The sequence below is a fragment of the Variovorax sp. P1_H2 genome, assembly GCF_056405295.1.
In genome coordinates, this window is the sequence record NZ_JBFUCJ010000013.1 from 35,267 (window position 1) to 47,763 (window position 12,497).

The 12,497-nt window shown below is 68.8% G+C and carries 15 protein-coding genes; 7 read left to right on the forward strand and 8 right to left on the reverse strand.

All coding sequences use genetic code 11. From position 1 onward, the window contains the following. Nucleotides 1-116: 116 nt before the first annotated feature. Nucleotides 117-809 (reverse strand): Crp/Fnr family transcriptional regulator, encoded by a 693-nt coding sequence (locus tag AC1D2E_RS07230; RefSeq protein ID WP_478196762.1) that lies wholly within the window; start codon nucleotides 807-809, stop codon nucleotides 117-119. Between the two features lie 35 nt (nucleotides 810-844). Between AC1D2E_RS07230 and AC1D2E_RS07235 the strand changes: the two genes are divergently transcribed. Genes AC1D2E_RS07235 through AC1D2E_RS07255 form a run of 5 tightly spaced genes read left to right on the forward strand, consistent with a single transcriptional unit; the run spans nucleotide 845 to nucleotide 4,680 of the window. After that, nucleotides 845-1,981, forward strand: coding sequence for an aminotransferase class V-fold PLP-dependent enzyme (locus AC1D2E_RS07235; protein ID WP_478196763.1), 1,137 nt, complete (start codon nucleotides 845-847; stop codon nucleotides 1,979-1,981). Nucleotides 1,982-1,986: 5 nt separating this feature from the next. Next, entirely contained in the window at nucleotides 1,987-2,445 is a 459-nt protein-coding gene (locus AC1D2E_RS07240) for a hypothetical protein (protein ID WP_478196764.1), read from the forward strand. Between the two features lie 20 nt (nucleotides 2,446-2,465). Further along, complete coding sequence (locus tag AC1D2E_RS07245; RefSeq protein ID WP_478196765.1) at nucleotides 2,466-3,455, forward strand: Bug family tripartite tricarboxylate transporter substrate binding protein; 990 nt, start codon at nucleotides 2,466-2,468, stop codon at nucleotides 3,453-3,455. Further along, the gene (locus AC1D2E_RS07250) at nucleotides 3,452-3,841 is read left to right on the forward strand and encodes a RidA family protein (RefSeq protein ID WP_478196766.1); all 390 of its coding nucleotides are present in this window, start codon (nucleotides 3,452-3,454) and stop codon (nucleotides 3,839-3,841) included. Before AC1D2E_RS07245 ends, AC1D2E_RS07250 begins: the two co-directional genes overlap by 4 nt. Nucleotides 3,842-3,879: 38 nt before the next feature. Continuing rightward, nucleotides 3,880-4,680 carry a cyclase family protein gene (locus AC1D2E_RS07255; protein WP_478196767.1) on the forward strand — a complete coding sequence of 267 codons (801 nt, stop codon included), beginning with the start codon at nucleotides 3,880-3,882 and terminating at the stop codon, nucleotides 4,678-4,680. Nucleotides 4,681-4,688: 8 nt separating this feature from the next. Here the strand turns inward: AC1D2E_RS07255 and AC1D2E_RS07260 are convergent, their stop codons facing one another. After that, nucleotides 4,689-4,997: a hypothetical protein gene (locus tag AC1D2E_RS07260; RefSeq protein ID WP_478196768.1), complete on the reverse strand. Its 309-nt coding sequence runs from the start codon at nucleotides 4,995-4,997 to the stop codon at nucleotides 4,689-4,691. 130 nt (nucleotides 4,998-5,127) lie between these two features. Here AC1D2E_RS07260 and AC1D2E_RS07265 point away from each other — a divergent pair, with 130 nt between their 5' ends. After that, complete coding sequence (locus tag AC1D2E_RS07265; RefSeq protein WP_478196769.1) at nucleotides 5,128-6,042, forward strand: protein NO VEIN domain-containing protein; 915 nt, start codon at nucleotides 5,128-5,130, stop codon at nucleotides 6,040-6,042. Nucleotides 6,043-6,162: 120 nt separating this feature from the next. Then, nucleotides 6,163-6,966, forward strand: a complete 804-nt coding sequence (locus AC1D2E_RS07270) for a class I SAM-dependent methyltransferase (protein ID WP_478196770.1) — start codon at nucleotides 6,163-6,165, stop codon at nucleotides 6,964-6,966. Nucleotides 6,967-6,968: 2 nt separating this feature from the next. Here AC1D2E_RS07270 and AC1D2E_RS07275 read toward each other — a convergent pair whose 3' ends face one another. The 6 genes from AC1D2E_RS07275 to AC1D2E_RS07300 form a co-directional block, all read right to left on the reverse strand. Further along, the gene (locus AC1D2E_RS07275) at nucleotides 6,969-7,712 is read right to left on the reverse strand and encodes an oxygen-binding di-iron domain-containing protein (protein ID WP_478196771.1); all 744 of its coding nucleotides are present in this window, start codon (nucleotides 7,710-7,712) and stop codon (nucleotides 6,969-6,971) included. A 184-nt stretch (nucleotides 7,713-7,896) separates the two neighbouring features. After that, nucleotides 7,897-8,940 carry a LacI family DNA-binding transcriptional regulator gene (locus AC1D2E_RS07280; protein ID WP_478196772.1) on the reverse strand — a complete coding sequence of 348 codons (1,044 nt, stop codon included), beginning with the start codon at nucleotides 8,938-8,940 and terminating at the stop codon, nucleotides 7,897-7,899. Beyond that, nucleotides 8,937-9,929, reverse strand: coding sequence for a 2-hydroxyacid dehydrogenase (locus tag AC1D2E_RS07285; RefSeq protein WP_478196773.1), 993 nt, complete (start codon nucleotides 9,927-9,929; stop codon nucleotides 8,937-8,939). Before AC1D2E_RS07285 ends, AC1D2E_RS07280 begins: the two co-directional genes overlap by 4 nt. A 40-nt stretch (nucleotides 9,930-9,969) precedes the next feature. Further along, a complete protein-coding gene (locus tag AC1D2E_RS07290; protein ID WP_478196774.1) occupies nucleotides 9,970-10,929 on the reverse strand; it encodes a sugar kinase in 960 nt (319 codons plus the stop codon). Continuing rightward, the gene (locus AC1D2E_RS07295; protein WP_478196775.1) at nucleotides 10,929-11,666 is read right to left on the reverse strand and encodes a sugar phosphate isomerase/epimerase family protein; all 738 of its coding nucleotides are present in this window, start codon (nucleotides 11,664-11,666) and stop codon (nucleotides 10,929-10,931) included. Before AC1D2E_RS07295 ends, AC1D2E_RS07290 begins: the two co-directional genes overlap by 1 nt. A 19-nt stretch (nucleotides 11,667-11,685) precedes the next feature. After that, nucleotides 11,686-12,465 (reverse strand): amino acid ABC transporter ATP-binding protein, encoded by a 780-nt coding sequence (locus AC1D2E_RS07300; protein WP_478196776.1) that lies wholly within the window; start codon nucleotides 12,463-12,465, stop codon nucleotides 11,686-11,688. Nucleotides 12,466-12,497: the final 32 nt, after the last annotated feature.

Genomic DNA, 12,497 nt, shown 5'->3' on the forward strand with positions numbered 1-12,497 from the left:
GGACGGTCGAAGCGGCAAGCCGGGTCTCGAGGAAAAAATGCGCCCGCTTGTAAAGCCGTTGACATACGGCGCCGGCACCCCTTCCTACACTGGGCCGCAGTCCCCGCCTGCTCCCTTCACAAAACCACGGCACGCTGCCTCAGCCCCTGCATCTCGCGAATCACGCAATGCGACTTGACCATCTCGATCAGTCCCTGCTCCTGCAGCTGCATCAGCACATTGGAGGTCATGACCCGGCTCAGCCCGGCGATGTTGGCCATCTCCTGGTGCGTGAAGGAAATCCGGATGGCGACGCCCTCCTCCCGCACCTCGCCGTAGGTGCCGGCCAGCTGCACCAGGTGATGAACCACCCGCTGCGCCGCCGTGGCCTGGCTCAGCAACAGGTTCTGGTGCGCCAGCACGCGCAGCTTGACGTTCAACAGCCAGAGCACCTGGCGCAGGCAGCCGGCATCGCGCTCCATGCAGCGCAGCAACCGGGCGCGTTCGACCTGGCGCGTGACCCCATCCGACGAAGCCACCGCCGTCACCGAATGGCGGCCGTCGAGGAAGGCACTGCATTCGCCGACCATTCCCTGCGTTCCGACGATCGCCATGTGCTTTTCGTGGCCGGCCTCCGAGAGCAAGACCAGCCGGACGCGGCCCTGCTCGACGACATGGACATGGGTCACGGCATCGCCTTGCGAGAACAGGGTCTGCCCCTTGCGGAAGACCATCCTCGGCGCGCCGTCTGCAATCAGGCTTTCCCAGCCGAAGTGCGGCACCTCGATCCACGCCGAAGGGGAAGCCGCGATCTCTGCGTTCTTGTCCATCGTCTCAAAGCCTCGTCCATGCACCGGGCACATTCATGAAGCATCCATTCTCGTCATACCGAAAGCTCTTTCCCATCCTGGACAACGCGGTCCAGCTGTCCAGCTGCTCGCAGAGCGCGCTCAGCCTGCCGGTGCGGCAGGCCATCGACGAATACCTCGACGTCTGGGTTCGGCGCGGCGCCGACTGGGGCTACTGGATGGACCAGGTGGCCCTGGCCCGCGCCGAGTTCGCCCGCATGATCCACGCCGACGTCGATGACATCGCGGTGCTGGGCAGCGTGTCGGACGCGGCGTCCGCCATCGCCTCGGCACTGCGCTTCGACGCCGGCCGCCCGGAGATCGTCACGACCACGCTCGACTTCCCCTCGATCTGCCATGTCTGGCTGGCGCAGCAGCCGCGCGGCGCCAGCACCCGCTTCGTCGAGGCCGATGCCGGCAGCACCGACACCGCCGGGCGGGTGGCGGCGGCGATCGATGCGCGCACCGCCCTGGTGTCGGTCTCGCAGGCCTGCTTCTACGACGGCCAGATCGTGGACATCGCCGCCACCGGCCGCGCCGCGCGCCACCACGGCGCGGTCCAGTTCGTCGATGCCTACCAGTCCGCCGGCTCGATCGCGATCGACGTCCGCGCGCAGGAGATCGACATCCTGGCCAGCGGCGCGCAGAAGTACCTGCTCGGCATTCCGGGCATCGCATTCCTCTATGTGCGTCCCGCGCTTGCACGGCAGCTCGTGCCCACGGTCACCGGCTGGTTCGGCCGCGTGAACCCGTTCGCCTTCGACCCCGCGCGGCTCGACTTCGCCGACGGCGCCACGCGCTTCAACACCGGCACGCCGCCGATGATGTGCGCCAGCGTGGCGCGCGCCAGCATGGCCTTGCTCAACGAGATCGGCATCCCCGCGATCGAGGCCTACCTGCAGCAGTTGTCGGCGCTCGCCATCGAGGAGGCAACGCGACTGGACCTCGAGGTCGCGAGCCCTGCGGACCCGTCCGCCAAGGGCGCGAACACGGCGATCCGCATCGCCAACGCGCAACAGGTCGAGGCCCGGATGCTGCAGTCGGGCTACGTGGTTTCGGCACGCAACGACGTGATCCGGATCGCACCGCACTTCTACAACAACGCCGACGACGTGGTCGGCGCCCTGCGCGAACTGGCACGCCTCACCCGCTGATGACCATGCCGATCGACAACCCGCTCCTGCGCCCCTCGCACTGCGCCACCGTGGCCTGCCGGGTGTCGGCACCTCGCGCCCTGGCCTTTCTTGCCGACGGCCTGACGCTCGGCCAGTGGGCGCTCGGCTGCTGGCAGACCGACGCCGTCGGCGGCGGCGTGGTGCGCGGCCACTCGCTGTTCGACGGCACGCCGAGCTGGGTCCGGCCTGCCGTGGACGAAGCCCGCATGACCGTGACCTACCACGTCGGTGGCGCGCCCGATGCGCTGCAGCCTCGCATCCACGCGACGGTCGAGGCCGATGCGGACAGCGACGGCTGCCGCATCAGCCTGCATGCCTCGCGCACTGCCGACATGGACGACGCCCGATGGCTTCGCCTGGTGCGCTGCCACGAACTCGAGGTGCTCCTGATCCAGGCCCGCCTGGCGCAAGGCGCCGCCGCCGGCGATCCGAATTTGCTTTGAACCACGATGAGGAAGAGATCATGAACCGTCGCCATTTCGGCCAGGCATTCACGGCCGCGCTGCTCGCCCCCGCGCTCTCGTCTTCCTGGGGCGCCCAGGCGAGCACCAAGGCCTACAGCGGCCCGATCCGCGTGCTGGTCGGCTTCCCGCCGGGCGGCGCCACCGACGTGGTGGCACGCGCCGTGATCGACAAGCTCGGCAAGGCCATGAACGGCCAGGTCTTCGTGGTCGACAACAAGCCCGGCGCCGGCGGCCAGATCGCCGCGCAGCTGCTGAAGGCGGCACCGGCCGACGGCTCCACCCTCATGCTGTCGATCGACCACACGCAGGTGATCATCCCGCTGACCATCGCCGCCGCCGGCTACGACCCGGTGGCCGACTTCACGCCGCTGGCCGGGGTCGCCTCCTACTACAACGTGCTCGCGGTCAGTGCCGCCACCGGCGTCAAGACCATGGCCGAGCTCGGCGCCTGGGTCAAGGCCCATCCCAACGAGGCCAACTACGGCATCCCCGCGGCCGGCAGCGTCCCGCAATTCATCGGCCACATCATCGGCAGGTCCTTCGGCGTGCCGATGAACTCGGTACCCTACAAGGGCGGCGCACCGATGGTGCAGGACCTGCTCGCCGGCCAGGTCCCGATCGGCATCGCCTCGATGACCGAGCTGATCGAATACCACCGCGCCGGCAAGGTCCGCATCCTCGCGAGTTCGGGCCAGGAACGCAGCAAGACCGCGCCCGAGATCCCGACCTTCCTCGAACTGGGCTTCAGCGGCATCGACAAGAACCCGTGGCTGGCCTTCTTCGGGCCCAAGGGCCTGCCGGTCGAATTCGTCGAGGCCTTCGACCGTGCGATGAAGACCGCCCTGGCCCAACCCGAGTTGCAGGAGCGGCTGGCCAAGATGGGCAACGAAGTCACGCCGGCGCCGTCAACGGAGGTCGCGCAATGGGTGGCCGATGCCACGCGCAGCTGGGGCAAGGTGATCCGCGAGTCGGGGTTCAAGGCGCAATGAGCGCCGCCCGCGAGTTCATCCAGAGTGGCTCGCGCTGGGAAGCGCTGGCCGGCTACTCGCGTGCCGTGGTCGACGGCGACTGGGTGTTCGTCTCCGGCACGCTGGGCCAGGACTTTGCCAATGGGGAGTTTCCGCCCACTGCACAGCAGCAGTGCGAGCTCGCGCTGGACACCATCGAGCGCGCGCTGTCGCAGGCGCGCGCCGGCCTCGCCGACGTGGTGCGGGTGCGCGTCTACGTGCCCGACCGCGGCGATGTGATCGCGGTCAGCGGCGTGCTCAAGCGCCGCTTCGGGAGCAACCGCCCGGCCAACACCACGCTGTGCAGCGCACTGGCGGTCGAGGGCGCCAAGGTCGAACTCGAAGTCACTGCCCGGCGCCGCCCCTGAGGTCCCATTTCTCTGTCCCCTCCGTCCTGGAAGCCACGATGAACATCCTGACCCAACTGGCCACCGCCATGCGCCATCGATCGGTTCGCACGATCGACCTCACCCACACCCTGAGCGAGGACTTCCCGCCGCTGCAGCTGCCACCGCAGTTCGGCCAGGTGGCCGCCTTCAAGATCGAACGCATCTCGCGCTACGACGAGGCCGGCCCGGGCTGGTACTGGAACAACTTCAGCTGCGGCGAGCACACCGGCACCCACTTCGACGCGCCGGCGCACTGGGTCAGCGGCAAGGACCATCCGCGCAACACGGTCGACACCATCGATGCCCGCAACTTCATCGCACCGGCGGTGGTGGTCGATGCCAGCGCCGAGGTCGCCGAGGATGCCGACTGGCTGCTGACAGTGGCCTTCCTGCGGGCCTGGGAAGCACGCCACGGCCGCATCCCCGAAGGCGCCTGGGTGCTGTTGCGCACCGACTGGTCGAAGCGCATCGCCGACCCGGCGGCCTTCGTCAACATGCGCGAGGACGGCGCCCACACGCCAGGACCGACGCAGGAGGCGGTCGAGTGGCTGATCCGCGAGCGCGACGTCCATGGTTTCGGCGTGGAGACGATCAACACCGACGCGGGCCAGTCCTACGGCTGGCCCCTGGCCTATCCGTGCCACACGCTGATGCACGGGGCCAATCGCTACGGGCTGCAATGCCTGAAGAATCTCGACCAGTTGCCGCCCACGGGGGCTCTCATCGTGTCGGCGCCGTTGAAGATCCGGGAGGGATCGGGGAGCCCGCTGCGGGTGCTGGCGCTGGTCGAGGGGGATGGGGCCCGCACGCCGAGCTGAGGCAGCGCTCAGCGCGCGCGAATCACGTCGGAGACGACGCCGTTTTCGTTGACGGTGCAGTTGATCGCCGGCTGTCCGGCGCCGATGCTGAGCGTGACGACGTAGAAGCCTTCCTCCATGGTCATCGAGTCGTACATCGGCTTCACGCTTTCCTTGGGCACCTTGAACTCGCGGGCGACGGAGTCGATGCAACTCGTTCGCGACACCAGCGGCGACATGAAGCCCGCGAACGCCTTCGGCGGCTGGTAGTTGGCGCAACCACCGGCGATGGCGCACAAGGCGATGGCGGCCGCTGCGGAGAGTCTGCGAACAGGCATGTTGACTCCTTGGACTGCGGCGTAATTTACACGCGAACGCAGCCCCGGGGAACAGTTGCAATTCGGCTGAAGAGCGCCGCGCGCTTCACGGCATACTCGAGGCGGTCACAACTCGCCTGATTCCCTCCGAATGGACAAAGAAGTCGACCCCGCGGTACTTGCGGTCATCAATGAAAAGCGCCTGCTGGGCGAGAAGCGAACGCCCGTCGAGATCATTTCCAGGATGGGCGTGTTCGACGCCCGCGAAAAGGCGTCCGAGCAGGCCTGGCTGGCGACCGGCGACAACGTCATCGCCACCATCTGGGCCGAGTTCGTGAGCATCGGCGCCGGGGGCCGGTGGTTCTATCTCGAATCTCTGGACACCCCACGCCGGATCGGCGGCGGCGAGCGCAGCGCACTGCAGATCCAACGCGCCAAGGACCGACTCATCCTGCTCAAGCGCTCGTTCGACGCCGGCCAGGGCCTCCGGGCCGTACTGCAGACCAACCGGATCTCCATCCTCGATCTGGAAACCGACAAGGCTGCCAAGGTTTCGACGCGCGTGCCGGATGACCAGGAATGGCACRTCGCCGTCTGGAACCCCGATCAGAAGTTCGCGGTTCTGGTTCGCGGCCCGCGCGGTTGGCTCCCGACCGATGAAGACATGCAAGCCGCCCGGGCGCGGGGCAGCGTGCCGGCGCCGGTGGAGGAGACCCCCTCCGGCCAGGCCTCCCGGGAAGAGGTGCAGGCGGCCGCCGTGGACTACCTGACGCGTCACTTTGCGGGCTATGGGTACAAGACCGAGAACGTGGCCAGCCAGAAGCTCGGCTTCGACATCGAGGTCTCGGACAAGAAGGGGGCCACCTTGCTCAAGCTCGCGGTCAAGGGCACCGCGGCCGGAATGGCCGGCTTCCAGCTCACCGGTGAGGAGCGCGCGTGCGCGAAGCGGGGTGATCCCTGGCGCCTCGCGGTGGTCACGGACCCGATCGGCCCCGCTGCGCAGCACAAGCTCTACAAGCCCTCCGAGATCGACCAGGCACCCGGCCTGGAACCCGAGCTCGACTAGCGGGCTTCGACGCCGTCGTCCGGCCCGGCCGGCCCCGCCTGTCCGCGAACGCTTGCAATTGATGGGGCGACGACTAGAGTGCATCCTCGTTCGCAAGTCCACGACCGCATGGAGAACCCTATGAGTCCCGATCCCTTTGCAGAGTTGAAGAGGCGACAGCGCGAGATGTGGGCGTCTTTTGCGCCGACAGCCATGTTCACCACCCCGGTCGCGGGCCACCTCGTGAAATTCGCGCGGATCGGCTCGGGCGAGACGGTGCTCGACGTCGGCACCGGGACCGGCGTCGTGGCCCTCACGGCTGCGCGGGCCGGCGCCAAGGTCACGGCCCTGGACCTGACGCCCGAACTGCTCGAGCAGGCTCACGAGAACGCCCGCATCGCCGGGCGAGAGGACATCGTTTGGACCGAAGGCGACGCCGAGCAACTGCCCTATGCCGACGGTTCCTTCGACGTCGTGCTGAGCCAGTTCGGACACATGTTTGCGCCTCGGCCGGAAGTAACCATCGCGGAGATGCGTCGCGTACTGAAGCCCGGCGGGCGGGTGGCATTCGCCACTTGGCCACCCGAGCATCTGATCGGCCGCCTCTTCGCCTTCGTCGGCCGCAACTCGCCGCCGCTACCTCCCGGGGCGTCGCCGCCCCCGCAATGGGGCAATCCGACGACGGTCGCAGAGCGTCTCGGCAACGCCTTCGAGGCCCCTTTCTTCGAGCGCGGCATCATGGCTTTTTCGGCGCTCAGTCTCGAGCACTACCGCCTCTTCATGGAGCGTTCGGTCGGTCCCATGCAGAAGCTCGTCGAGGGCCTCGCGAACGATCCCGCGAAGCTCTCGGTCCTCCGGGCCGAGTTCGATGCCATGGCCACTCCGTACTACGCCGAGAATGTCGTGCGCCAGGACTACCTCCTGACGCGTGCGCAGGCGCGCTGAGGTCAGCGCTCGTGCGCCGACAAGGCCACTGACAGCTGGCGCAGCAGCGATGCGCCGTCGCCCTGCCATGCGCTGCCGTGCATGCAGGCGAGCGTGCGGGGTTCGTGCTGCGCAAGCCCGGCCAGCAATGCGGCCGTGTTCGGTGCATGGGCGTAGTAGTCCATCTGGTGTCGAAACGCCTCGCTGGGGCCCAGGATGTCGGCATCGGTGAGCGCCTTCTCGCTGTTGCCTGGCTGCGTGAAGAGGTCGCCGCAGAAGAATGTGCGCGTGCGCGTGTCCATCATCAGCCCGCATTCCCAGCCATGCGGAAGATGGGGCGTGTCGAACCAGCGCATCGTGTGGTGGCCGAGCGCGAGTTCCTCGCCATCGGCCAGCGCGCGCGGTGGACGGTCCGCCAGGTCGGTCATCGAGACCATCGCCGCAATGCTGCCGCACAGCGGCACCGCTTGCGGCGCTGCTGCCAGGAACAGGTTCAACGCGCCACACTCGTCCGCCTCGACATGGGACAGCCCGATGTAGCGGAGGCGCTCGACCGGCATCACACGGGCGATGGCCTCGCTCACCAGCGGGAACAGCTGGCGCGGCCCGGAGTGGAAGAGCAACGGCTCGTCGTCGACGACGAGGTACTGATTGAAGCTGAACAGCTTGCCGTCGGGCAGCGGCACCGGTGTGTTGATGCGGTATATGCCCGTCGCGATTTCCTGCACGTTGGTGCCCGACTGCGAATTTGTGGTCATGCTGGTCATGCGTGTCTCCTGTGCGTTACGGAGCGACGACCGGGATGCGTCGCCAGGGCGCGAAGGTACTCCGATTTGGCCATTCGGCGCCAGAGGGAGTTGTATAGCCAGCCACGGGACCACGATGAGGACCGCGCCGGCCCGGCTGCCTGGCTTCGAGGACCACTGCTGGCATCAAGCGCAGCTGTTGGCATCAAGCGCAGCTCGACGACCCCCGCACCACCAGTTCGCCCGGCAGCAGCAGCTGCCGCGGCGGCCCTTCCAGCCCCCGCAGCCGCTCCAGCAGGCAGGTCGCGGCGACCCGGCCGATCTCCTCGGTCGGCTGCGCGATCGCGCTCAACCCCGGGCCGATCAGCGGCGCCCATTCGGGATCGTCGAAGCCGACGAAGCCGATGTCCTCCCCGAAGCGCAAGCCCAGCCGCGCCATCGCCGCGGCGACGCGCAAGGTCACGACCGCGTTGCCCGACAGCACCGCGGCACGCTTGCCGCGCTTGGCCCGCTTGTGCAGGGCCCGCAGCGCGGCATCGAGCCCTTCGCTGTCGTCGCCCGTGGATTCATGCACCTCGCCGGCGACACGCGGCTCGTGCGTCGCCATGCAGGCGCCGAAGGCGGCGGTGCGCTCGCGCCGCGAGCTCACGCCTTTCTGGGGTTCGGTGATGTAGAGCAATTCACGGTAACCGCCCTCGACCAGGTGGCCGCAGGCCGCCCGCATCGCAGCCACGTTGTCCAGCGAGACGAAATCGGTGTGCATGCCCGCATGGCGCCGGTCGACCAGCACCGCCGGCTTGCCATGCAGCGCATCGGCATCGACCAGGCCCGCACCGCGGCCCAGCGTGTTGAGAATGTAGCCGTCGACCTGGTAGCCGGCCAGCGCATTGATGGCCTCGCGCTCGCGGTCGATGTCGTTGCCGAGATTGAACAGCATCACCAGGTAGCCGGCGTCCTGGCAGGCCTTCTCGGCGCCGCGCAGCACAGCCACCGAATAAGGGTTCGTGATGTCGGCCACGATCAGTCCGATCAGGCGCGAGCGGCCATGGCTCAAGGCCTGTGCCATCGGGCTCGGCGTATACGCCAGTTGCGCCACCGCAACCTCGACGCGGGCCGCGATGTCGGGGCTCAGCAGCCGCTCCCGGTGATTCAGGAAGCGCGATACCGTGGCCTTGGAGACGCCGGCCGCCTTCGCCACGTCGGCGATGGTGGCGCGGACCGGACGCGGGGCGGGGGCTTTGGCTTTCACGCGGAGGCGGTGTCGTAAACCGCCGCAGGGCGCTCACCGGCGAGCGCCTGCAGCAGGTTGGTGGTCGCGAGTTCGGCCATGGCATGCCGGGTCTCGTGGGTGGCCGAGCCGATGTGCGGCAGCGGGGTCACGCGCGGATGGGTGCGCAGCGGCGAATCGGCCGGCAAGGGCTCGGTCGCGAACACATCGAGGCCGGCCGCACGCAGCGTGCCGTGGTCGAGCGCCGCAAGCAGCGCGTCCTCCTGCACCGTGGCGCCGCGTCCGCCATTGATGAAGACGGCGCCCGGCTTCATGGCGTCGAACAGCTTCGCATCGACCATGCCGCGCGTGCTGTCCGACAGCGGCAGCATCGCGACCACGAAGTCGGCGCGCGCCAGCAGGTCGTTCAGCGGCGTGTGCGCGGCACGGCCCTGCAGCTCGGGCGCCTGCACGGCGAGATCGACGGGACGGCGCGCATGGTAGAGCACCGGCATGCCGAAGCCCAGCGCGGCGCGGCGCGCGATGGCCTGGCCGATGCGGCCGAAGCCCAGCAGGCCGAGTGTCTTGCCGTGGACATCGAAGCCGAACAGGTCCTCGCCGATGTTCTTCGTCCAGCGCCCCTCGCGCACCAGGTTCGAGAGCTCGACCACGCGCCGGCTGGTCGCCATCAGCAGGGCGAACACGGTGTCGGCCACGGTCTCGTCGAGCACGCCGGGCGTGTGGCACAAGGCGATGCCGCGCGCATGCAGCGCAGCCAGCGCGTAGTTGTCGACACCGACCGACACGCTGGAGACCACCTCGAGCTTGGGCGCCCGCGCCAGCAGCGCTTCGTCGACCGGGTAGCTCGAGCCGATCAGGCCCTGGGCCTCGGCCAGCGCCGCATCGAAGGCCGCACGCTGCGCCGGCAGGCGCGGATTGGCGACCGTCACGTCGTGCGCCGCCTGCAGCCGGGCGAGCTGGTCATCGGGCAGCTCGCGAAACACCAGCACTTTCTTGCGTACGGCGCTCATCAGGCAAGCTCCGTGCCGCGCGCTGCGGTGCGAGCGGTGCTCATAGCCCGGCCTTCTGAAGCTGCGCGCGCGTGGGCAGGCCCTCGGTATCGCCAAGCACCTGCACCGCGCGGGCGCCGATCCAGGCGCCCCGGCGCACCGCATCGGGCACCGATTTGCCTTCGAGCAAGGCACTGACCACGCCGGCCGCGAAGCCGTCGCCGGCACCCACGGTGTCCACGACCTCCTTCACCGGGAAGCCCTCGACGCGCCCGGTGCCGGCCACGTCGCTGTCGTAGTAGGCGCCCTCGGCGCCGAGCTTCACGACCACCAGTTTCGCGCCAAGCCCGCGGTAGAAACGCGCCACGCCTTCGGGCGTCGATTCGCCGGTGAGGAACAGGCCCTCCTCGATGCCGGGCAGCACCCAGTCGGCGCGCGCCGCCAGCGCGTTGATCCAGTGCCGCATGGTCTCGGGCGAGGACCACAGCGTGGGCCGCAGGTTGGGGTCGAAGGAGATCGTGCGGCCGGCCGCACGCATCACTTCCATGGACTTGATCGCTGCCTGCAGGCTGCTGTCGGAGATCGCCGCGAACACGCCGGTGGCATGCAGGTGGCGCGCCGAACGCAGCCAGGCCTCGTCGATGTCGGCCGGGCCCATGTGGCTGGCGGCCGAGCCCTTGCGGTGGTATTCGACCGGCGGGTCGCTGCCGTCGGTCACGCGGCCCTTGAACTGGAAGCCGGTGCGCTGCGTCGGGTCGCTGATCACGTGCGAGCAGTCGATGCCCTCGCCCTGCATGGCGGCCAGCAGCGCGCGCCCCATCGAGTCGGTGCCGAGCCGGCTGGCCCAGCCGACCTGGAGGCCGAGGCGCGCGAGGCCGATCGCGACGTTGGTCTCGGCGCCCGCAGTGCGCTTGTGGAAGGCGGTCGCGTTCTCGATCGGGCCGGGCTGGTCGGCCACCAGCAGCAGCATGGCCTCGCCGAACAAAGCGACATCGAAGGCGAAAGCGGAAGTGTTGGTCATCACAGGCTCCGGATCAGCGCGACCTGCTCGCGCGTGATGGCATGCAGGTCGTCGCCGACCAGCGGGTATTCGATCGCGCGCGGCACATCGGCCGGCAGCGCGCGCAGCACGGCGCGCCAGGGCGCCACCGAGTCGGCCAGCGGCACGGCGACCCACTTGGGCGGCAGCCGCTGCGCGCCCTTGCAATGCACGTAGCGCACGCGGCGGCCCAGCGCCTGGGCGGCCTGCAGCGGGCATTCGCCGACCCAGTGCCAGTTGCCCATGTCGAAGGTCATGCCGAGGTCGAGGCCGGCGCGGTCGGCAGCGTCGAAGAAGGCCTGCAGCGCCGGCAACGTACCGGCCGAGACGGTCTGGTCGTTCTCGATCACGAGCTCGATGCGGGTCTCGGCAAGTTGCACCTTGAGTCCCCACAGCGAGCCGTGCGAGGCCGGGCCGAAGTCGCCGATCGACATCTTGAGCCGCTTCGCGCCGAGCGTGGTGGCCGCAGCGATGCCGCGGCCGAGCGCGGCGCTGTCGAGCCAGCCACCCTCGGCCCAGAGGCCCTCGGGGCTGGAGTAGACCGAGGCCAGGCCGGCGATGGCGGGCAGCTCCGAGGCCGGGTCGCGCAGCAGCTCGCCGCGCACCTCGACGCCGTCGGCGCCGGCGGCACGCGCGAGCTGCGCGCACCAGAGCTGGCCGTGGCGCCCGATCTCAGCGGCGCCGAAGGATGAAAGGGAAATCAGGACGGGCGGCGGCATGGGAATGTTGGCGAGCGCCTCAATGCGCTTGGTGAGAACTGAGGATCTGGCCCAGGAACTGACGCGTCTTCTCGTGCTTGGGATTGCCGAAGAAATCGGCCGGCGGCCCCTGCTCGATGATCCGGCCGTCGGCCATGAAGATCACGCGGTCGGCCACGCTGCGGGCAAAGCCCATCTCGTGCGTGACGCACAGCATGGTCATGCCGTCCTCGGCGAGACCGATCATGGTGTCGAGCACTTCCTTGACCATCTCGGGATCGAGCGCCGAGGTCGGCTCGTCGAACAGCATGATCTTGGGCGCCATGCACAGCGCGCGCGCGATCGCCACCCGCTGCTGCTGGCCGCCCGAGAGCTGGCTCGGGTACTTGTGGGCCTGTTCGGGGATGCGCACCCGGGTCAGGTACTTCATCGCCACTTCTTCCGCCTCGGTCTTGCTCATGCCGCGCGAGCGCATCGGCGCCAGCGTGCAGTTCTGCAGGATCGTCAGGTGCGGGAACAGGTTGAACTGCTGGAACACCATGCCGACCTCGGCCCGCACCGCATCGACGTTCTTGCCGCCGGCCGTGAGCTCGATGCCGTCCACCACGATCTTGCCCTTCTGCACCGTCTCGAGGCGGTTGATGCAGCGGATCAGGGTCGACTTGCCCGAGCCCGAAGGGCCGCAGATCACGATGCGCTCGCCGGTGCGCACCGACAGGTCGATGCCGGTCAGCACCTGGAAGCTGCCGTACCACTTGTTCACCGCCTCCATGCGGATGATCGGGTCCGTTCCCGCCGATGTCGCGACTGCGTCCGTCATGATTGCTTCCATTGATTCACTGCCTGTGTTCG